Annotated in this window: 16 protein-coding genes and 1 riboswitch; of the genes, 3 read left to right on the top strand and 13 right to left on the bottom strand. The window is 68.0% G+C overall.

Annotation, left to right across the window (positions count from 1 at the left end):
- Positions 1 to 47: 47 nt before the first annotated feature.
- The 5 genes from mutM to GV790_RS06665 all read right to left on the bottom strand — a co-directional run bounded on the left by mutM (position 48) and on the right by GV790_RS06665 (position 3,389).
- On the bottom strand, positions 48 to 914 hold the full coding sequence (mutM, locus tag GV790_RS06685; RefSeq protein ID WP_163811609.1) for a bifunctional DNA-formamidopyrimidine glycosylase/DNA-(apurinic or apyrimidinic site) lyase: 867 nt from the start codon (positions 912 to 914) through the stop codon (positions 48 to 50).
- A 1-nt stretch (position 915) separates the two neighbouring features.
- The gene (rnc, locus tag GV790_RS06680; protein ID WP_014352117.1) at positions 916 to 1,638 is read right to left on the bottom strand and encodes a ribonuclease III; all 723 of its coding nucleotides are present in this window, start codon (positions 1,636 to 1,638) and stop codon (positions 916 to 918) included.
- Between the two features lie 14 nt (positions 1,639 to 1,652).
- Entirely contained in the window at positions 1,653 to 1,835 is a 183-nt protein-coding gene (gene rpmF, locus GV790_RS06675) for a 50S ribosomal protein L32 (protein WP_138447171.1), read from the bottom strand.
- A 2-nt stretch (positions 1,836 to 1,837) separates the two neighbouring features.
- Entirely contained in the window at positions 1,838 to 2,521 is a 684-nt protein-coding gene (locus tag GV790_RS06670; protein ID WP_163811607.1) for a YceD family protein, read from the bottom strand.
- A gap of 121 nt (positions 2,522 to 2,642) precedes the next feature.
- The gene (locus GV790_RS06665) at positions 2,643 to 3,389 is read right to left on the bottom strand and encodes a DivIVA domain-containing protein (protein ID WP_163811967.1); all 747 of its coding nucleotides are present in this window, start codon (positions 3,387 to 3,389) and stop codon (positions 2,643 to 2,645) included.
- A 387-nt stretch (positions 3,390 to 3,776) separates the two neighbouring features.
- Here GV790_RS06665 and GV790_RS06660 point away from each other — a divergent pair, with 387 nt between their 5' ends.
- Positions 3,777 to 4,289, top strand: coding sequence for a GtrA family protein (locus GV790_RS06660; RefSeq protein ID WP_175585825.1), 513 nt, complete (start codon positions 3,777 to 3,779; stop codon positions 4,287 to 4,289).
- 67 nt (positions 4,290 to 4,356) lie between these two features.
- Here the strand turns inward: GV790_RS06660 and coaD are convergent, their stop codons facing one another.
- The 4 genes from coaD to GV790_RS06640 form a co-directional block, all read right to left on the bottom strand.
- Positions 4,357 to 4,842, bottom strand: a complete 486-nt coding sequence (coaD, locus tag GV790_RS06655) for a pantetheine-phosphate adenylyltransferase (RefSeq protein ID WP_163811603.1) — start codon at positions 4,840 to 4,842, stop codon at positions 4,357 to 4,359.
- 3 nt (positions 4,843 to 4,845) lie between these two features.
- Entirely contained in the window at positions 4,846 to 5,439 is a 594-nt protein-coding gene (rsmD, locus tag GV790_RS06650; protein ID WP_163811601.1) for a 16S rRNA (guanine(966)-N(2))-methyltransferase RsmD, read from the bottom strand.
- Positions 5,436 to 8,834, bottom strand: coding sequence for a pyruvate carboxylase (locus GV790_RS06645; protein WP_163811599.1), 3,399 nt, complete (start codon positions 8,832 to 8,834; stop codon positions 5,436 to 5,438). Before GV790_RS06645 ends, rsmD begins: the two co-directional genes overlap by 4 nt.
- Positions 8,835 to 9,019: 185 nt before the next feature.
- Positions 9,020 to 9,901, bottom strand: coding sequence for a glycosyltransferase (locus GV790_RS06640; protein ID WP_163811597.1), 882 nt, complete (start codon positions 9,899 to 9,901; stop codon positions 9,020 to 9,022).
- A gap of 149 nt (positions 9,902 to 10,050) precedes the next feature.
- Positions 10,051 to 10,234, top strand: a riboswitch (cobalamin riboswitch).
- Between the two features lie 149 nt (positions 10,235 to 10,383).
- Between GV790_RS06640 and metE the strand changes: the two genes are divergently transcribed.
- Entirely contained in the window at positions 10,384 to 12,651 is a 2,268-nt protein-coding gene (gene metE / locus GV790_RS06635; protein WP_163811595.1) for a 5-methyltetrahydropteroyltriglutamate--homocysteine S-methyltransferase, read from the top strand.
- 466 nt (positions 12,652 to 13,117) lie between these two features.
- On the opposite strand, the gene GV790_RS06630 is transcribed toward metE, so the two are convergent.
- Genes GV790_RS06630 through prpD form a run of 3 tightly spaced genes read right to left on the bottom strand, consistent with a single transcriptional unit; the run spans position 13,118 to position 16,676 of the window.
- Positions 13,118 to 14,239, bottom strand: a complete 1,122-nt coding sequence (locus tag GV790_RS06630) for a bifunctional 2-methylcitrate synthase/citrate synthase (protein WP_163811965.1) — start codon at positions 14,237 to 14,239, stop codon at positions 13,118 to 13,120.
- A 5-nt stretch (positions 14,240 to 14,244) separates the two neighbouring features.
- On the bottom strand, positions 14,245 to 15,153 hold the full coding sequence (prpB, locus tag GV790_RS06625; RefSeq protein ID WP_163811592.1) for a methylisocitrate lyase: 909 nt from the start codon (positions 15,151 to 15,153) through the stop codon (positions 14,245 to 14,247).
- Complete coding sequence (gene prpD, locus GV790_RS06620; protein WP_163811590.1) at positions 15,153 to 16,676, bottom strand: 2-methylcitrate dehydratase PrpD; 1,524 nt, start codon at positions 16,674 to 16,676, stop codon at positions 15,153 to 15,155. Before prpD ends, prpB begins: the two co-directional genes overlap by 1 nt.
- Positions 16,677 to 16,829: 153 nt before the next feature.
- Between prpD and GV790_RS06615 the strand changes: the two genes are divergently transcribed.
- Entirely contained in the window at positions 16,830 to 18,251 is a 1,422-nt protein-coding gene (locus GV790_RS06615) for a short-chain fatty acyl-CoA regulator family protein (protein WP_175585814.1), read from the top strand.
- A 5-nt stretch (positions 18,252 to 18,256) separates the two neighbouring features.
- On the opposite strand, the gene recG is transcribed toward GV790_RS06615, so the two are convergent.
- Positions 18,257 to 20,527 carry an ATP-dependent DNA helicase RecG gene (gene recG / locus GV790_RS06610; RefSeq protein ID WP_163811588.1) on the bottom strand — a complete coding sequence of 757 codons (2,271 nt, stop codon included), beginning with the start codon at positions 20,525 to 20,527 and terminating at the stop codon, positions 18,257 to 18,259.
- Positions 20,528 to 20,556: the final 29 nt, after the last annotated feature.

Below are 20,556 nucleotides of genomic sequence, written 5' to 3'. Positions count from 1 at the left end.
TGCACGGCCGGTGTCACAGTAGAGCCGTATGCAGAAACGGTAGCTCGCTAACGGGTGCCGGGGCGAGGCTTCCGCTGGCATCGCGGACACGAATACGAGGAGCGGTTCATGAACTTCTCCCGCACGATCGGCGCCCCGCAGCGCGGGCACGGCAGGTCGGCGCGGCCGTAGACGGCCAGGGAGCGCTCGAAATAGCCGGAATCGCCGTTGACGTCGACATACAGCGCGTCGAACGAGGTACCGCCGGCCGCGAGAGCATCCCGCATGACGGCCGCGGCCTCGGTGAGCAGGGTGCGCAGCACCGGTCTGGTGAGCCCGGAGGCAAGGCGGCAACCGTGGATTTTCGCTCGCCACAGCGCCTCGTCGGCGTAGATGTTGCCGACGCCGGAGATCACTGTCTGGTCGAGCAGGACCCGCTTGATCTCGGTGCGCTTGGTCCGGATCGCGGACACCACCGCCTCGGCGTCGAATCGCGGGTCCAGCGGGTCACGGGCGATATGGGCGACTGGTTCGGGGACGCGGGTGCCGTCCACCTCGACCAGATCGGCCAAGGCCCAGCCGCCGAAGGTGCGCTGGTCGACGAAGCGCAGTTCGGAGCCGTTGTCGAGGGTGGCGCGAATATGGGCGTGCTTTTCCACTGGCGCGTCGGCCGGGCGGATGAGCATCTGACCACTCATCCCCAGATGCACCACCAGGGCGAGATCGGGGTCGTCGAAGATGAGCCACAGGTACTTGCCGCGGCGTTCGGCGGCGGTGACGCGCAGCCCGGACAGCCGGGCGGCGAGATCGGCGGCGCCTTCGAGGTGACGACGGACCGAGCGCGGATGGCTGACGGCCACCGCGTCGATGACGTGGCCGACCACATGACCGGCCAGCCCACGCCGCACGACCTCGACTTCGGGAAGTTCGGGCACGTCAGGATTCCGCGGTGAGCGCCTGGTAGGCGGCCCCCGCGGCCTTCTGCTCGGCTTCCTTCTTGGATCGGCCGACGCCCTGACCGTAGGCCTGGCCGCCGATCACCGTGGTCGCGGTGAATTCCTTGTCGTGGTCGGGCCCGGTCGAGGTGATCTCGTAGCTGGGCACGCCGAGTCCGCGTTCGGCGGTGAGCTCCTGCAGGCTGGTCTTCCAGTCGAGTCCGGCACCCATGCGGGGGCCACGCTCGAGCAGATCGGCGAACAGCCGCAGCACCACACCGCGGGCGACCTCGATGCCGTGCTCGAGATGCACGGCACCCAGCAGCGACTCCATGCCGTCGGCGAGGATGCTCGGCTTGTCCCGGCCACCGGTGAGTTCCTCACCCTTGCCGAGCAGCAGGTGCGCGCCGAGCCCGCCCTCGCCGAGACCGCGGGCGACCTCGGCAAGCGCGTGCATATTCACCACGCTGGCGCGCAGCTTGGCGAGCTCGCCCTCGGATTTGTCCGGGTGCTCGTGGTAGAGCCGTTCGGTGATGCTCAGCCCGAGCACCGAGTCACCCAGGAATTCCAGGCGCTCGTTGGTCGGGAGTCCACCGTTCTCGTACGCGTACGAGCGGTGGGTGAGCGCGAGCGTCAGCAGCTCCGGCCGTATCTCGACACCGAGTGCGGCGAGCAGGCTCGCGTGGTCACCGGAGGGGCCGAGTTCGTCCTTACCGGCGGTCACGGCTGATCTGGTGCTCAGACCGCAGAGGTGACCTGGCGGCCCTTGTAGGTGCCGCAGGACGGGCAGGCGATGTGCGGCAGGGTCTTCTCACCGCAGGCCCGGTTCGGGCAGGTGACGAGGGTGGGCGCGACAGCCTTCCACTGGCTGCGCCGCGACCTGGTGTTGGAACGGGACATCCGGCGCTTGGGAACGGCCACGACTACTTCTCCTCTGTCTGTGTCTCTGCCCGGTCGGCAGTGTTTGCCTGTTCGGCGGAACGGTCTGGGGTGGCGGCACCCTCATCGGGGCTGCCGGTGCTGGGTGAATCGGCGGCGAACTTCGCCAGCCCGGCCCAGCGAGGGTCAAGTATCTCATGCCCATGATCAGAACCCGCAATCGCCATCCGCACGCCGCATTCCGGGCACAGTCCGGCGCAGTCGGGCGTGCACAACGGTTGCAGCGGAAGCTCGACGCCCAGGGCGTCGACGATGACGGGTTCGAGGTCGATGAGATCGTCGGCCATCCGGTACACCTCGTCCTCTGAGGTGGTCTGCTCGGTGGCGCTGTCGGGATAGGCGAACAGCTCGGTCAGCGACAGCTCGATCTCGTCGTCGAACGATTCGAGGCACCGCGAGCATTCGCCGGTGAGCGGCGCCGACACCGTGCCCGTGATCAGCACACCCTCGGAGACCGACTGCAAACGCAGGTCGAGCTCCACGTCGCTGCCGGCGGGGACGGCGATCAGGTCGAGTCCGAGGCGATCGGTGGTGGTGACCGTGCGATGCAGCTCACGCATCGACCCGGCGCCCCGGCCGAGGTTGCGGACGTCCAGCACGAAACCCACGTCGGGCACCGGGTGCGAACCGGTACGCGAACGCGAGGCGGAACCGGAACCGGCGGGCATCACGAACTCACCTTCATCATCACGGGGGAATGGGCAACCACTCCACAATACGCGACAGCGCGCGCCGAACCCAAGTCGAGCCGGTCGGCCGGGCCCGCGCCCCGATCGACGGTTTCCGCCCCTAGCGGCGGTAGTCGGAGGCGTAGTCGGGCATGCCCATCCCGGTACGCAGCTGCTGACGGCCGCGGCCCACGATGCGCAGCGTGCCGTTGAGCGTCTCCTCGAATTCGGCGAGCTTGGAGTCGACGTAGTGATCGCACTCCTCGCGCATCCGGTCCGAATCGGCCTGCGCGGCGTCGATGAGCCGCGCCGATTCCGCGTGCGCGGCCCGCACCACCTCGGTCTGCGCGACCAGCCGGTCCCGCTCGGCCTGACCGTCGGCGACCGAGCGCTCGTAGGCGGCCTTGCCCGCCTCGATCATCCGCTCGGACTCCGCGCGCGCCCGTCCGGTGAGGGCCTCGTATTCGGCATTGCCGTCGGCGACCACGCGAGCGGCCTCGGCTTCGGCGGTGTCCACCAGATGGTCGGCGTGCGCGGTGGCCTCGGCGACCATGCGGTCGGCGTGCGCCTTGGCGTCGGCGAGGATGCGGTCGGCCTCGGCTCGGGCGTTCTCGATGGTTTCGGCGGCCTGTTCGTTGGCGCCGGTCACCGCCGTTTCGGCGGCGTTGCGGGCATCGGTGACGATCTTGTCGCGATGGTCGAGGACGTCCTGGGCGTCGTCGAGCTCGCCCGGCAGGGCGTCTCTGACGTCGTCGAGCAGCTCAAGCACATCACCGCGCGGCACGATGCAATTGCGCGTCGGAGGGATCCCGCGCGCCTCTTCGACGATGGCGACCAACTCGTCGAGTGCTTCGAATACGCGATACATGCTCACTTACCCCGCTCTCCGGATCGACGGCGAACTTCCGTCGCCGCCCAGTGTGCCCTTCGCCACGGCCTGTGCCGAGTCCCTTTCCGGTGTGTCGTGCCAGTGTCTCGCAGACCACAGAAATCAAGTGGAGTAAGTGCCTCCGCTTCGTGCTAAATTCGTTCGGAAGCCACAAGATCTTCATAAGCGGACCACAGGCACACCCTGCGACCGTGCAGTGAAGCAGGCCGACGAGCAGGACACCTCGACATCGACGTTGACAGGTTTCGTTTGTTCAGTACACACTGAACACACCACACACGAAGCCTGGCGTTCACGCCGACGGGAAGGAATGCGAAGACCCTCGCAGTTGTCTTACCTGTTGGCTCACGTTCGATCGGAATGACCATGACCGTCCTGGAACTACCGCGACCGGCACTGCCCACCGCGCGCGTTCTCACGCCGCTGGCCGGGCCGTACCCGGATATGCGGGAAGCGTCGAGCCGGCGGCTTGCTCGCGTGCTCGGGTATCTGCGCGGCGATCGGGCATTCCCTCAGCTGATCCGGTTCGCCCTGGTGGGCGGCTGTAGCAATATCGCCTACGTGCTGCTGTTCTTCGGCATGCTCGGCATCGGGCCGCTGGTGGCCAATGTGGTCGGTTCCGTCGTCAGTACGATCATCGCCAACGAACTGCATCGCCAGCTCACCTTCCACGCCGCCGGTCGTGTCGGCTGGTTCACCGCCCAGTGGGAAGGCGGCGGGCTCGCGCTGGCCGGCCTCGGCATCTCCACCGCGGGTCTGGCCGCACTCGATTTCTGGGCGCCCGGCCTCGACAGCACCTTCCAGGCCGCCGCCGTCCTCGGCATCACCGCCGCCGTCGGCGGGTTGCGTTTCCTGGCGCTGCGCGGATTGGTCTTCTGAGTTCACCTGCCAGACGACGTCGCCCCGGCCCACCGAGGTGGTGTCCGGGGCGACGTCGTGAGTACGGTCAGTTCGCGCGCTCGGCGATTCGATCCAGCAGCCGCTTGTGCACCGCGGGCGGCAGCATGTCGCTGACGTCGCCGCCGTAGGTCGCCACTTCCTTGACCAGCGAGCTGGACAGGTAGCTGAGCGCCGGGTTGGTGGCGATGAAGAAGGTGTCGACACCGGACAGCTTCTTGTTCATCTGCGCCATCTGCAGTTCGTAGCCGAAGTCGCCGGCGTCGCGCAGCCCCTTGACGATCGCGGTGATGCCCTGTTCGCGGGCGAAATCCACCAGCAGACCGGCCCAGGATTCCACCCGCACGTTGGGCAGATGCGCGGTCGCCTCCCGCAGCATGTCGATGCGCTCGTCGACGCTGAACATGCCCTTCTTGTTCTTGTTGATCATCACGGTGACGACGACCTCGTCGAACTGGGCCGCCACCCGATTGAACACGTCGATATGTCCATTGGTCACCGGGTCGAACGAGCCCGGGCACAGCGCTCCTGCCATGAGTCAGACGCTAGCAGGCCGCGGGCCGGGTTCGGCGGGGGCGCCATCGAACTCGGCGAGCTCGATCCTGGTCTCGCCGTAGCGGCGCGGCTTCCGCGCCGAATATCCGGCGGGCCAGTCGATCTCGGGTGAACGGCTGGACCGTTCGACCACCACCAGCGCATCGGGTGCGAGCCAGCCGTTGCCGGCGAGCGCGGTGAGATCGGCGACCACGGTGGCGGTGTCGAGATCGTAGGGCGGATCGGAGAACACCAGGTCGAACTCGACCGGCGCCGGCTGCGCCAGCACGCTCGCCACGGACCCGACACGCAGCTCGGCGCCGGGCAGTCCGAGATCGGCGATATTGCCGCGCACCACAGCGGCGGCCTTGCGATCGGATTCGATCAGCATCGCCCGCGCCGCGCCGCGCGAGAGCGCTTCCAGCCCGAGCGCACCGGACCCGGCGTACAGGTCCAGCACCCGGGCACCCTCCAGATCCAGCCGGGCATCGATCGCGCTGAACAACGCCTCGCGCACCCGATCCGAGGTGGGCCGGGTGCCCGCGGGCGGGACGCGCAGACGGCGCCCGCCCGCGGTCCCGGCGACGATGCGGGTCATTCGGATTCGCGCACGGCCAGCTCGACCAGCAGGTCACCACCCTCGACCTGCTGCACCTTGCCGATGGCGACGCGGCCGACCAGGCCCGCGCGCGGCGCGGTGATGGCGGCTTCCATCTTCATGGCTTCGATGGTGCCGATGGTGTCGCCGGCCGCCACCGTGTCGCCCTCGGAGACGGCGAGGGTCACCACACCGGCGAACGGTGCGGCGATGTGGCCCGCGTTGTTCTTGTCGGCCTTCTCCGCGGCCGGGATCTCGCTGGCCACCGAGCGGTCGCGCACCGACACCGGCCGCAGCTGGCCGTTGAGGATGCACATCACCGTGCGCATGCCGCGTTCGTCGGGCTCGGAGATCGCCTCCAGGCCGATGAGCAGGGTGACGCCCTTCTCCAGCTGCACGCGGTGTTCTTCGCCGCGCCGCAGGCCGTAGAAGAACTGGTTGGCGGACAGGCCGGTGGTGTCGCCGTATTTGTCGCGGTGGGCGAGGAATTCAGCGGTGGGCCCTGGGAACAGCAGCCGGTTGAGCGTGGCGCGCCGCTGCTCGGAGGTGCCCGCCAGCCCGGCCTCGTCCTCGGGGGTGAGCGGTGTTTCCGGCTTGGCGGTGCCGCGCCCGGCCAGCGCCTTGGTGCGGAACGGTTCGGGCCAGCCACCGGCGGGCGTGCCGAGCTCGCCGCGCAGGAACCCGATCACCGAATCCGGGATGTCGTAGCGGCCGGGGTCGGCGGCGAAGTCCTCGATATCGACGCCGGTACCGACCAGCGCCAGCGCCAGATCACCGACGACCTTCGACGACGGCGTCACCTTCACCAGCCGGCCGAGCAGCCGGTCGGCGGCAGCGTATTTCGCCTCGACCTCTTCGAAACGATCACCGAGGCCGAGCGCGATCGCCTGCTGACGCAGATTCGACAGCTGGCCACCCGGGATCTCGTGGGTGTAGACGCGGCCGGTCGGCGCGGGCAGACCGGATTCGAACGGCGCGTACACCTTGCGCAGCGCCTCCCAGTACGGCTCCAGATCACAGACGTTCTGCAGGCTCAGGCCGGTGTCGTGCGGGCTGTTGGCCGCCGCCGCCACGATCGCGGACAGCGCGGGCTGGCTGGTGGTGCCCGCCATCGCGGCACTGGCGCCGTCGACGGCGTCGGCGCCGGCCTGCCAGGCCGCCAGATAGGTGGCCAGCTGACCGCCGGGAGTGTCGTGGGTGTGCACGTGCACCGGCAGATCGAAATTGCTGCGCAGCGCCGAGACCAGGGTCGCGGCCGCGGGGGCGCGCAGCAGGCCTGCCATGTCCTTGATCGCGAGGACGTGGGCGCCCGCGTCGACGATCTGTTCGGCCAGCTTGAGGTAGTAGTCGAGGGTGTAGATGTTCTCGTCCGGGTTGGACAGATCGCCGGTGTAGCTCATCGCGACTTCGGCGATCGCCGTACCGGTTTCGCGCACCGCGTCGATGGCCGGACGCATCTGGTCGACGTTGTTCAGGGCGTCGAAGATGCGGAAGATATCGATACCGGTGGCGGTCGCCTCGGAGACGAAGGCCCTGGTCACCTTCTCCGGGTACGGCGTGTAGCCGACGGTGTTGCGGCCGCGCAGCAGCATCTGCAAGCAGATGTTGGGAATCGCCTCGCGCAGGGCGGCCAGTCGCTCCCACGGGTCCTCGTAGAGAAACCGCAGCGCGACGTCGTAGGTGGCGCCGCCCCAGGCTTCGATGGACAGCAGCTCCGGGGTCAGCCGGGCGACGTGGCCGGCGACCGCGAGCAGTCCACCGGTGCGTACCCGGGTGGCGAGCAGGGACTGGTGCGCATCGCGGAAGGTGGTGTCGGTGACCGCGACCGCGTCCTGTTCGCGCAGTGCCCGCGCGAAACCTTCGGGGCCCAGCGTCAGCAGTCGTTGGCGCGAGCCGTCCGGCGGCGGCACCGACAGGTCGATGGCGGGCAGCTTGTCGTGCGGGTACACCGCGGTCGGGCGTTCACCGTGCGGCTTGTTGACGGTGACGTCGGCCAGGTATTCGAGGATCTTGGTGCCGCGGTCGGCGGACCGGCGCAGGTCGAGCAGCTGCGGCCGTTCGTCGATGAACGACGTGGTGACCTTGCCCGCCCGGAAATCCGGGTCGTCGAGCACGGCCAGCAGGAACGGAATGTTGGTGGTGACGCCGCGGATGCGGAACTCGGCCAGCGCACGCCGGGACCGCGCGACCGCGGTGGAGAAATCGCGGCCCCGACAGGTCAGCTTGACCAGCATGGAGTCGAAGTAGGCGCCGATCTCGGCGCCGAGGTTGGCGCCGCCGTCCAGCCGGATGCCCGCGCCGCCCGGGGTGCGGTAGGCGGTGATGCGGCCGGTGTCGGGGCGGAAGCCGTTGGCCGGATCCTCGGTGGTGATCCGGCACTGCATGGCCGCGCCGCGAATGGCGACGGTGTCCTGGTTCAGACCCAGATCGGCGAGCGATTCACCGGCGGCGATGCGCAGCTGCGACTGCACCAGATCCACATCGGTGATCTCCTCGGTCACCGTGTGCTCGACCTGGATGCGCGGGTTCATCTCGATGAAGACGTGGTTGCCACGCTCGTCGAGCAGGAACTCCACGGTGCCCGCGCAGCTGTAGCCGATCTCGCGGGCGAAGGCCACCGCATCGGCGCAGATGCGTTCGCGCAGTTCGGGATCGAGGTTCGGCGCGGGGGCGAGCTCGATCACCTTCTGGTGCCTCCGCTGTACCGAACAGTCGCGTTCGAACAGGTGCATGACATTGCCCTGCGTGTCGGCCAGGATCTGCACCTCGATATGGCGCGGATTCACCACCGCCTGTTCGAGGAAGACGGTCGGGTCACCGAAGGCCGATTCGGCTTCGCGGGAGGCGGCTTCGATGGATTCGCGCAATTGCGCGGGCGCGGCGACCCGGCGCATACCGCGACCACCACCACCGGCGACGGCCTTGACGAAGATCGGGAATTCCATCGATTCCGCCGCGGCGAGCAGCTCTTCGACATTTGCCGACGGTTCGCTCGATTTCAGTACCGGAAGCCCGGCCGCCTTGGCCGCGGCGATCGCGCGCGCTTTGTTACCGGCGAGCTCGAGCACCTCGCTGGAGGGGCCGATGAAGGTGATGCCCTCCCGCGCGCAGGCGGCCGCGAGGTCGGGGTTCTCGGACAGGAAGCCGTACCCGGGGTAGATGGCGTCGGCCCCGGCTGTCTTGGCCGCCTCGATGATGGCGTCGATGGACAGGTATGCCCGGACCGGGTGGCCTTCCTCGCCGATCTGATAGGCCTCGTCCGCCTTCAGGCGGTGCACCGAGTTGCGGTCCTCATGCGGGAAGACGGCCACGGTCCCGATGCCGAGTTCATAGGCCGCACGGAAGGCGCGGATGGCGATTTCGCCGCGGTTGGCAACCAAGACTTTCGAGAACATTGACCTAAGGTACCCGCCCTCGCACCGTGGGCCGACAGGGAAGTCCCCTTCGCAGCAATCTTCACAACCGGTCCTTGCATGGTTGCGAAGTTGCGTTCACCCGGCCGTCATATCTCACCGCACCGCCCGGCGGAACGTGCGATGAACGCCGGGTCATAGCTACTGGTGAGTTACCTACTGGCCGGTCACCACCAGTGCAGAGTGCGGTACCGCAGGCCACCACGCAGCTGGCCCACCCCGACGCCGATCAGCAGACCACGCTCTTCGCCGGTCAGCCCACGCGAGAACGCGAGCCGGAGCAGGCGGATCAGCACCTCCGGCAGATGGATCTCCGGCAGGCCGTTACCGGGGAATTCGGCATTCAGCCGGGCCAGGCCGATACCGCGCGCACGTCCCTGGCGATAGCCCGGCCGGAACCCACGGCGGTAGCGATAGGCGACCAAGGCCTGGGGCAGGAACCCGGTACGGAAACCTTCCCGGTGCGCATGCCAGCCGAAGGCGAGATCCTCGTTGGCCGCATAGGTGACGTCGATCCCGCCGAGTTTGCGATACACGTTCGCTCGGCACGCCATCGCGCAGCCGACGATCACCGGCGCGAACACTCCGGGCGGCTGGAATCGATCCGGTTCGGGCACCTCGGCGATGCCCCGCCGGTTGTCGGCATTGAGCGAGCGGCCTTCGACCGCACAGCTGATCAGGTCGTAGCCTTCGTCGAGGAACGCGAGCATGCGACGCATCCAGTCCGGATGCACGCGGTCGTCGTGATCGCAGAACAGCAGCACGTCACCGGTGGCGTGCTCGGCGCCGACATTGCGGGCGTACGCCGCGCCGGCCCTCTCCGATGCGGCCACCCAGCGCAGGTGCAGCCGTTCCCGCAGCGGGTGCCCGGCCAGATGAGCTTCGAGGCCGGGTGCGCTGCGATTGTCCGCGACGACGACCTCGAACTCGCCGGCGTAGTCCTGTTCGGCGAGTGCCGTGAGCTGCTCGTCGAGATGCCCGCGATCGGTATCGCCGGCGATGTGCGCGGGAATGACGACCGAGGTCATCGGTGGTTTCGGTGCCTGCACGGCTCCTCCTCCTCGCCGTTGTGAAAGACAGGTGTTTAGGTTAAGTCAGGGATGGGCGGCTCACCACCGGAGCGCTGCCCCGACTATCGTGGGCACCGCAGCTGGTTCGCCGGCCGGACGACAAGGAGCCCCGAACGTCCGCCCCGGCGTCGAAGCCCGCCCCTGGCGGGTGAGAGGGAACCCGGTGGAAATCCGGGACTGTCCCGCAGCGGTGAGTGGGAACGACCGCCGTCATCAGCACTGGGCACACCGCCTGGGAAGCGACGGCCAGTAGGTCGGCCGAATCGGCCGGTGCCCGCGAGTCCGAAGACCTGCCCGTTGTGCCGGATACGCCGTATCCGGCGGCCATCGCCTCGTGGACCGGGCGCTCGCCACCTGTGTTGCCAATACCCGACCCGTCTGCCGGGTCGTCCGGGGCTCATCGGTGCCGTGCGTACCCGAATCGGCGATCGCCCGCCGCAACTCAGCACTGGAGAAACACCGTGACTGTTCTTACGCACAACCCGTTCACCGCAACGGTTCTCGGGCTTCCCCGGGTGGGGCCACGCCGGGAACTCAAGCGCGCCACCGAGTCCTATTGGGCCGGGCGCATCGACGCTGCTCGACTGCACGAGGTGGCTCGCGAGCTGCGTCGTGCCCAGTACACCGAATTACTCGATGCCGGAATGGATTCGATCCCGGTCGGCACCTTCTCCTATTACGACCAGATGCTCGACACCGCCGTGCTGCTCGGCGCGCTACCGCCGCGCGTGGCCGGTATCGAGGCCCCGCTGGACCGCTATTTCGCTGCCGCGCGCGGTACCGACGCCGTCGAACCACTGGAGATGACGAAGTGGTTCGACACGAACTATCACTACCTGGTTCCGGAGCTCGGACCGCAGACCACGTTCACCCTGCATCCGGAGACCGTGCTCGACCAGCTGGGCGAGGCGATCGAGCTCGGCGTGCCCGCGCGGCCGGTCATCATCGGGCCGGTCACCTTCCTGAAGCTGGCCAAGACGGCCGGGGCGGCCGCGCTGGAGCGCATCGACGAGCTGGTGCCGCTGTATCGCGAACTGCTGAGCCTGCTGGCCGGGGCGGGCGCGCACTGGGTGCAGATCGATGAACCGGTGCTGGTCACCGATCTGACCGAGGACGAGCTGGCCGTGGTTCGGCGGGTCTACACCGAGCTCACCGCGTCCGGTGATCGCCCGGCGGTGCTGGTGGCCGCCTACTTCGGCACCCCGGGCCCCGCGCTCGCGGCACTGGCGGGCACCGACGTCGAAGGCCTCGCGGTCGATCTGGTCTCCGGCACCGAAGTGGGCGAGGTGGCGGCGGTGCCCGCACTGGCGAACAAGCTGCTGGTGGCCGGTGTGGTCGACGGACGCAATGTGTGGCGCACCGACCTCGATGCCGCACTGAGCACCCTCGGCACACTGCTCGGCTGCGCGAAGTCGGTGGCGGTATCGACCTCGTGCTCGCTGCTGCATGTGCCGTACTCGCTGGCGGTCGAGACCGGGCTCGACGACGCGTTGCGTTCGTGGCTGGCCTTCGGTGCGGAAAAGGTCGGCGAGGTGCGGGTGCTGGCCACCGGCCTGAGCGCGGGCACCGCGACGATCGCCGATGAATTGTCCGCTGCGCGTGCGGCTTCGGCGAGCCGTGCGGCCGATCCACGGATCAGCAACGGCCAGGTGCGGGCCAGGCTGGCGGCCCTCGGTCCCGACGCGGTGCGGCGGGCGCCGGCCGAACAGCGCAGGCAGCTGCAACGCGAACGGCTCGAGCTGCCGCTGCTGCCCACCACCACCATCGGCTCGTATCCGCAGACTTCGGCGATTCGGTCGGCCCGCGCCGCGGTGCGTTCGGGCGAGATCGACCGCGCCGCCTACGAGCAGCGGATGCGCGACGAGATCGCCGACGTCATCGCCCTGCAGGAGAAGCTGGAGCTCGATGTGCTGGTGCACGGCGAGCCGGAACGCAATGACATGGTGCAGTATTTCGCCGAGCAGCTCGACGGATTCGCGGCGACAGAGCTGGGTTGGGTGCAGTCCTACGGCACCCGCTGCGTCCGGCCGCCGATCCTGTTCGGTGATGTGGTGCGTCCCGCGCCGATGACGGTCGATTGGATCACCTTCGCGCAATCGCTGACCGAGAAGCCGGTCAAGGGCATGCTGACCGGGCCGGTGACCATCTTGGCCTGGTCGTTCGTCCGTGATGATCAGCCGCTGGCGGATTCGGCCAGGCAGGTCGCGTTGGCCATCCGGGACGAGACCGTGGATCTGCAACACGCCGGCATCCGGATCATTCAGGTGGACGAGCCGGCGCTGCGGGAGTTGCTGCCGCTGCGGGCCGCCGAACAGCCTGCCTATCTGGACTGGTCGGTGCGGGCGTTCCGGTTGGCGACTTCCGGCGTCGCCGACTCCACGCAGATCCACACGCATCTGTGCTATTCGGAATTCGGCGAGGTGATCGATGCGATCGCGGGTCTGGACGCCGACGTGACGTCCATCGAGGCGGCGCGTTCACGCATGGAGGTGCTCGACGATCTGAATGCCGCCGGTTTCGATCTCGGCGTGGGCCCCGGCGTCTACGACATCCACTCCCCGCGCGTACCCAGTGTCGAGGAGATCACCGCGTCGCTGCGAGCCGCGCTGAAAGCCGTGCCCGCCGAACGCCTCTGGGTCAATCCCGACTGCGGCCTGAAAACCCGCGGCACCGCCGAGGTCGAGGCGTCGCTGCGCAATATGGTCGCCGCCGCCCGCGCCGTGCGCTGATCCGCCGGACCGGGTGAACGAGCTGGGCCACGCCCCGAAAGGCGTGGCCCAGCCTCACATCGGCCACCTGCTGCCGCACGCCCTTCAGCCCTCCGTCTCCCCCGCAGCCCCCGTTTCCTTACGCCGAGCACGCTTGATCACACATCCCTGACACCGACGCCCGACCCGCAACACCGGTCGGTCCCGAGCATCCGGCGCCACCACCCCACGCCACAGCGCCCTGCACCCCTGATTCCGCTCCATGTGCCTGCCCCTCCTCACCCGTCGATTCGATCGTTTCGCCAGGTTGGACGGACCGGATGGGGATTCGGTTCCCGTCGGCGTCAACAATTTTCGACGCACCGTACGACACGCCGAAATCGTGGCGTCGACGGCAGAACTCGGCCCACGTCGAGGTCGGTCGCAACGCGCGAAAACCGCGAACAGCTCCGATGAGCTGTTCGCGGTTCGCCGGCGGCAGCGCGTCTCAGGCGACGACCAGTTCCCGCTGTTCGACGCCGACGTACGCCGACAGCGGGCGGATCAAGGCGTTCGACTGGGTCTGTTCGATGATGTGGGCGGTCCAGCCGGTGATGCGGCTCATGACGAAGATGGGAGTGAACATCTCGATGTCGAAGCCCATCAGGTAATAGGCGGGGCCTGCGGGGAAATCGAGGTTGGGTTCGATGCCAGTGGCCTCGGCCATGGTGTGTTCCAATGCGGAGTACATGCGCACCCACTTCTGGCCGCCGGTCACTTCGGTGACGTCGTCGAGGGCCGCTTTCATGGTGGGGACGCGGGAATCGCCGTTCTTGTAGACACGGTGGCCGAAGCCCATCACCTTCTCTTTGTTCGCCAGTTTGGTGCGCAACCAGTGCGCGGCGCGTTCGGGTTCACCGATGGCGAGCATGTCGCGCATGACGGCTTCATTGGCGCCGCCGTGCAGCGGGCCTTTCAGGGCGCCGATCGCGGCGGTCACCGCGCTGTAGATATCGGAGCGGGTGGAGGTCACCACACGCGCGGCGAAGGTGGAGGCGTTGAATCCGTGCTCGGCGTAGAGGATCAGCGAGGTTTCGAAGGCTTGCACGATCCGCCGATCGGGCACCTTCCCGAAGCACATGTTCAGGAAGTTCTCCGCGAATCCCAGATGTGACTGCGGCGCAATCGGTTCCAGGCCGCGCCTGCGGCGCATATCGGCGGCGATGACGGTTGGCAGCACTGCCATCAGCCGCAGTGCCTTCCCCAGTTGCGCCTTGTCGCCTGGCGTTCCGGACAGATCTTCGGCCGGGTCCTCTGACCCGAGATAGCTGACGACGGTGCGCACCACATCCATCGGGTGGCAGCTGTCGGGCATCTTCTGCACCAGCGACAGAATCGACCGGTCGGCGTGCCGCTGCGCCCGTTCACGCTGGCACAACAGTTCCAGCTGCCCGGCATTCGGCAGCTCGCCGTACCACAGCAGATACGCGACCTCTTCGAAGCAACAGTGCCGCGCCAGATCCTGCACGGCATACCCGCGGTAGGTCAGCGAATTCGTTTCGGGCACCACCTTCGAAATACTGGTGGTATCCACCACCACGCCGGCGAGGCCCTTCTTGATCTCGGTCATATCGATCACTCACTCACGGTGAAATTGAAGATTCCGGAATCGAAGTCGTTGTAGCGCTGGTACTCCAGCCGTTCGTAGAGCCGCGACCGGTGCTGCATGGCGTCCAACAGCCCGGCTTGCGTTCCGGTGGAAGCGATCTCACGCAGCCCGTGTTCGACGGCGAACATGGCCAGCCGCAGCGTGGTCACCGGATAGATCACGGCGTCGAAGCCGATCGCCTCGAGCGTGCCCGCCGAGATCAACTCGGTTTTACCGAACTCGGTCATATTGGCCAGCAGCGGCACATCCACCGCCGCACGGAACTTCGCGAACTCGCTCTCGTCGGCCAGCGCCTCGGTGAAAATCAGGTCCGCGCCCGCGTCGGCGTATGCCTTGGCCCGGTCGATGGCCGCGTCGAGCCCCTCGATCGCCCTGGCGTCGGTGCGAGCGCAGATGACGAAGTTCGGGTCCCGCCGGGCCGTGACCGCGGCCCGCAGCCTGCGCACCATCTCGTCGCGATCGACCACGGCCTTGCCGTCGAGATGCCCGCAGCGTTTCGGATTGACCTGATCCTCGATATGGCAGGCGGCCAGGCCGGCGTCTTCGAGCAGGGTGACGGTGCGCGCGGCGTTCATCGGCTCACCGAACCCGGTGTCGGCGTCGATCAGTACCGGCAGTTCCGTGACCCGCGCGATCTGCTGTCCACGCTCGGCGACCTCCGTCAGCGTGGTGAGCCCGATATCTGGCAGGCCCAACTCGGCCGACACCACCGCCCCCGACACGTAGACACCTTCGAATCCCATTTCCTGGATCAGCTTGGCCACCAGCGGGTTGAACGCGCCCGGCAGCCGCAGGATCCGATCGGCGGCCAGCCCGGCCCGCAGGGCGATCCGCTTGTCGGCGGCGCTATTGGCCGCCGCGATGAGCCCGGTCATCAGAACACGCCCTCGGGGATGGCCGGTGCGCCGGCGAGCACCTGTTCGGAGACGGTGAAGGTGAGCCGATCGAGTTCACCCGCGGCCAGTTCGGGCGTCCGCTGCGCGGCGTCGAGGAAACGCCGCTGTTCGGCGGCGTCGAGCACGCCTTCGGTCAGCGCGGTGAACTTCTCGATGTACTGTTCGCGCGCGAACGGCCGCGCTCCCAGCGGGTGCGCGTCGGCAACGGCCAGCTCGTCGGTGATGGTCTCGCCACTCTTCAGGGTGACCACCGCCCGCGCGCCGAAGGCCTTCTCACCGGGATCAGTCGAGTGATAGCGCCTGGTCCATTCGGCATCCTCGACCGTCGAGATCTTGCGCCACAGCTCGATGGTGTCGGGCCGCCGCGCGCGTTCCGGCGCATAGGAGCGCTCGTGATGCCAGCTGCCGTCCTGCAGGGCGACCGCGAAGATATAGGGCACCGAGTGGTCGAGGGTTTCCCGGCTGGCGTGCGGATCGAACTTCTGCGGATCGCCCGAACCGGTGCCGATCACGACGTGGGTGTGGTGGCTGGTGTGCAGCACGATCGAGGCGATCTGATCGAGATCGCCGATCCGCGAACGCATCCGGCGGGCGAGGTCGATCGGTGCCTGACTCTGGTACTCGGCCGAATGCTCCTTGGTGTAGCTGTCCAGGATGGCGAGTTTCGGCTCGCCAGGGCCGGGCAGCGGAACCCGATACTCGGCGTCCGGTCCGCCGAGCAGCCAGGCGATCACGCCGTCGGCGCCCTCCCAGATCGGCGACGGCGCACCCTCCCCGCGCATCGCCCGATCGACCGCCTCGACGCCCATCTTCCCGGCGAAGGCCGGCGCATACGCCTTCCAGCTGGAGATCTCGCCCTTGCGGGACTGCCGGGTGGCGGTGGTGGTGTGCAGTGCCTGGCCGATGGCCTGGTAGATCGTCTCCGGATCCAGGCCGAGCAGGGTGCCGAGTCCGGCCGCGACCGAGGGCCCGAGGTGAGCCACGTGGTCGATCTTGTGCTCGTGCAGGCAGATACCGCGCACGAGATCCATCTGGATCTCGTATCCGGTGGCCAGTCCGCGGATCAGGTCGGCGCCGCTGCGCCCGGTGTGCTGGGCCACGGCCAGGATCGGCGGGATGTTGTCGCCGGGATGGGAGTACTCGGCGGCCAGAAAGGTGTCGTGGAAATCGAGTTCGCGCACCGCGACCCCGTTGGCCCAGGCCGCCCACTCCGGGGATACCACTCGATCGGCCGGCAGCCCGAACACCGTGGCTCCCGCGCGACCGGCCCGCGGCGAATAGCCCGCGGCCCCTGCCTGCGCCCGGGCCGCCGCCACCGGCCTGCGGACCAGCGCGGCTGCCGCCACCGCGGCGTTGTCGATGATCCGGTTGACGATCATCTCCCGCACCGCCTCGGTCACCTCGACCGGATCGGTGGCGACTTCGGCGATCTTGGTGGCCAGATGCTCGGCCCGCGGGAAATCTTCCGCGGATCCGCGAGCACGTACGATGTGGGTCTTCATGCGTCCTCCGCACTGTTGGCGTTCTCTCTACCGTTACTTCGCACGCTACGCAGCACGAACCCGTGGCAAAACACCTTGCACGCGTGGATTTTTGTGGGTAACAACCGGCATTTTTGCGATGTTTGCGAAGAACGCGGGGTACGATCGCTCGCCGTGCGGAAGATGTACGCGGGTGCCCGGTTGCGACGGCTGCGCGAGGAGCGGCGGATGACCCAGGCCGCGCTCGCGAAGGCGCTGGACCTCTCGCCCAGCTACCTCAACCAGCTCGAGCGCGACCAACGCCCGCTCACCATCCCGGTCCTGCTCAAGCTGAACTCCACCTTCGACCTGGATGTGCAGTTCTTCGCCGCCGATTCCGATGCCAGGCTGGTATCGGATCTGCACGAGGTCCTGGTCGACGCGGCGGGTGGGGAGAGCGCGCCGCTGACCGAAATCGAGGAACTCGCCACCCGCCAGCCCGAGATCGCGCGCCTGGTGGTGGCCATGCACCGCCGGTTACGCACGGCCACCGATCAACTCGACCTGTTCTCGGCACGGGTCGCGGCGCCCGCGGGCGCGGCCGGTGTGCCCGCGCCCTACGAGGACGTGCGCGACTTCTTCTACGACCATCACAACCACATCGGCCGCCTGGATCTGGCCGCGGAACGGCTGTTCGACGAATGCGGGCTGTCGATCGGCTCGCTGGATCGGCAGTTGGCCAGGGTGGCCGAAGAGCGGGCAGGAGTGACCGTGCTGGTGCGCGGTGACGGCGCCGACTCCTCGGTCCCGAAACGCCGCTACGATCCCGACAGTCGCACCCTCACCCTGGCCCGGCGGTTGCGCCCGGGGCAGCGCGCCTTCCAGATCGCCACCACTTTGGCCTTCCTGCTCTACGGCAACGAACTCGACGCGGTGCTGAGCGAGGCGCCCGCACTGGTGGGTGAATCCCGCACGCTGGCAAGGATCGGGTTGGCCAACTACTTCGCCGGCGCGCTGGTCCTGCCGTACGGGCGGTTCCTGCGGTCGGCGGAGGAACTGCGCTACGACATCGACTTGCTCGGACTGCGGTTCGAGGTGGGTTTCGAGACCATCTGCCATCGGCTGAGCACCCTGCAACGTCAGGGACAGCGTGGAGTGCCGTTCTTCTTCGTGCGCACCGATCGAGCCGGCAATATCTCGAAACGCCAGTCCGCCACCGCCTTCCACTTCTCGCGGGTCGGCGGTAGCTGCCCGCTGTGGGTGGTGCACGAGGCCTTCGCCCATCCCGGCCGCATCCTCACGCAGGTCTCGGAGATGCCCGACGGCCGCCGTTACTTCTGGATCGCGCGCACCGCGATGATGGCGCCGCAGGGGTTCGGCACGATGGCCAAGAATTTCGCCATCGGCCTCGGCTGCGATATCGAATACGCCGACCGGCTGGTGTATTCCAAGGGCATCCAGCTCGACGATCCGGCCAACGCGGTGCCGATCGGCGCCGGGTGCAAGGTCTGCGACCGGCCCGCCTGCCCGCAGCGGGCGTTCCCGCAGATCGGCAGCCCGCTGGCGGTCACCGAGGAGGTGTCGGCGGATCTGCCGTACCCGCGGGTGCGGATCTGAACCGATCAGGACTTGGCCAGGTACTCCAGACGTTCGGAATCGACGGCGGCATGCATCATCGCCGCCAGACCTGGGTGCTGGGTCAGTCCGGGATCCTGCTCGACCAGCTCGCGCGCGAGTTGCTGTGCCGCCGTGATCACTTCGAGGTCGTCGAGCAGCGACAGCAACCGCAGTGACCGTGCCGTGCCCGATTGCGCCGAGCCGAGCACATCGCCTTCGCGGCGCTGGCGCAGATCCAGGACCGCAAGCTCGAAGCCGTCGGTGGTGGCCGCGACCGCTTCCAGCCGGGTCATCGCCGGACCGCCCGGGGCGGCGTCGGTGATCAGCAGGCACAGCCCCGGATGCTTGCCGCGGCCGATCCGCCCGCGCAATTGGTGTAGCTGGCTGACGCCGAACCGGTCGGCATCGACGATCACCATCACGGTGGCGTTGGGCACGTCCACGCCGACCTCGACGACGGTGGTGCAGACCAGCACGTCGATGCTTCCTTCGTTGAACTCCCGCATCACCTGGTCTTTGTCGTCCGAGGGCAGGCGGCCGTGCAGCAGTCCGACCCGTAGTTCGGACAGCGGACCGGTGCGCAGCTGATCGAAAACGTCGAGCACGGCCTGCGTGGTCGGCCCCTCTTTGCCCTCGGCCTTGGATTTGCCGTTACGCGATGTGCCGCCGCCGTCCTCGTCGTCGCCGATGCGCGAGCACACCACATACGCCTGCCTGCCCTCGCGCACCTCCTCGGTGATCCGCTCCCAGGCCCGGTCGACCCAGTTCGGATGCACCCGGCGCGGCACCACTTTCGACGTGATCGGTGAGCGGCCGCGCGGCAGTTCGGTCAGGGTGGAGGTTTCCAGATCGCCGAGGGTGGTCATGGCGATGGTGCGTGGAATCGGCGTCGCGGTCATCACCAGCAGATGTGGTGTGGAACCGGCCTTGGCCTTCGCGCGCAACGCGTCTCGCTGCTCCACACCGAAGCGGTGCTGTTCGTCCACCACGACCATGCCGAGATCGAAGAACTCCACGGCGTCCTGGATCAGGGCGTGCGTGCCGATCACGATGCCCGCCTCACCGGTGACGGCCGCGAGCAGTGCCGCGCGTTTGGCACTCGCGGACATGGACCCGGTCACCAACGTGACCTGAGTGGCATTCTCGGCGGCGCCGAGTTCCCCGGCCTGTCCGAGGTCGCCGAGCATGCCGCGCAGCGATCGATAGTGTTGCGCGGCCAGCACCTCGGTGGGTGCGAGCAGCGCGCATTGCTGGCCTGCGTCGATCACCTGCAGCATCGCGTGCAGGGCGACGATGGTCTTACCCGAGCCGACCTCACCCTGTAGCAGCCGATGCATCGGCTGTTCGCGGGAGAGGTCGGCGGCGATCTCCTCGATCACCTGGCGCTGCCCCGCGGTGAGCTCGAACGACAGTCGCTCGTCGAACGCGGCCGCGATGCCGTCTGTGCGCGGCGGGCACGGTGTGGCGGTCCGCGCGGACACCTCGTGCCTGCGTTCGGCGAGCACCAACTGCAAGGCCAGCGCCTCGTCGAAACGCAGCCGCTGCTTCGCCTGTTCGATATCGAGTTTGTGCTCGGGCAGGTGGATCAGGCGCAACGCGTCCGAGACGGCCATCAGCTGGTGCTCGTCGCGAATGCGTTGCGGCAGTGGGTCGTCGATCGGGTCGAGCTGATCGAGCACCTGCCGCACACAGGCCAGGATTTCCCAGCTCTGCACCTTGGCGGTCGCCGGGTAGACGGGGATGAATTCGCGCTCGAAGAACGACATGTCCACCCCGCCCGCGTCTTTGGCGCTCTGGGCGATGCCGCGCAGATCGCCGCCGCCGCGCACGGTGGTGAGGGTGGGCGTCTCGTCGTCGGCGCTCTCGGGCAGGATCAGATAACCGGGATGGCTCAGATTCCACTGTCCGGGCCGCCAATAGTTCACCGTGCCCGACATCATCGCCCGCACGCCTTCGCGGACCACGTATTTCACCTTGTCACCATTGAAGAAGGTGACGTCGACGCCCTTGCCGGTGCCGGTATCGAGCACCACCTTGAGCAAGGACCCGCGGCGCTGACGCATCGGCTTGAGCTCGGCCTTGGTGACCCGGCCGATGACGGTGATATGCGAGCCGTCCTCGGGCTCTTCCTCGGTGAGCGGCTGGCCCTGCGTGGCGTAGCGCAGCGGATAGTGCCGCAGCAGATCCTCGACGGTGTGCATATCGAACGCGTCGGCCAGCGATGCCGCCGCCTTCACGCCGAGTAGATGGTCGAGCCGATCGCTCAGTGTTGCCATGACCCCGTTCCCGCCGCCGTCGCCTGCTT

This window comes from Nocardia cyriacigeorgica, assembly GCF_010858045.1.
In the GTDB taxonomy this organism is placed as follows: domain Bacteria; phylum Actinomycetota; class Actinomycetes; order Mycobacteriales; family Mycobacteriaceae; genus Nocardia; species Nocardia cyriacigeorgica_E.
Note: the sequence above shows the minus strand (reverse complement) of the source record. Positions and strands in the feature narration are given on the sequence as shown.

What these genes read in the sequence shown, in the direction of transcription:
- GV790_RS06660 (WP_175585825.1), top strand. Translation starts at nt 3,777, where the DNA reads ATGACCGTCCTGGAACTACCGCGACCGGCACTGCCCACCGCGCGCGTT.
- prpB (WP_163811592.1), bottom strand. Translation starts at nt 15,153, where the DNA reads ATGACCGGGCTCATCGCGGCGGCCAATAGCGCCGCCGACAAGCGGATC.
- GV790_RS06665 (WP_163811967.1), bottom strand. Translation starts at nt 3,389, where the DNA reads ATGTATCGCGTATTCGAAGCACTCGACGAGTTGGTCGCCATCGTCGAA.
- GV790_RS06670 (WP_163811607.1), bottom strand. Translation starts at nt 2,521, where the DNA reads ATGCCCGCCGGTTCCGGTTCCGCCTCGCGTTCGCGTACCGGTTCGCAC.
- coaD (WP_163811603.1), bottom strand. Translation starts at nt 4,842, where the DNA reads ATGGCAGGAGCGCTGTGCCCGGGCTCGTTCGACCCGGTGACCAATGGA.
- GV790_RS06645 (WP_163811599.1), bottom strand. Translation starts at nt 8,834, where the DNA reads ATGTTCTCGAAAGTCTTGGTTGCCAACCGCGGCGAAATCGCCATCCGC.
- recG (WP_163811588.1), bottom strand. Translation starts at nt 20,527, where the DNA reads ATGGCAACACTGAGCGATCGGCTCGACCATCTACTCGGCGTGAAGGCG.
- GV790_RS06630 (WP_163811965.1), bottom strand. Translation starts at nt 14,239, where the DNA reads ATGACCGAGATCAAGAAGGGCCTCGCCGGCGTGGTGGTGGATACCACC.
- rsmD (WP_163811601.1), bottom strand. Translation starts at nt 5,439, where the DNA reads ATGACCCGCATCGTCGCCGGGACCGCGGGCGGGCGCCGTCTGCGCGTC.
- prpD (WP_163811590.1), bottom strand. Translation starts at nt 16,676, where the DNA reads ATGAAGACCCACATCGTACGTGCTCGCGGATCCGCGGAAGATTTCCCG.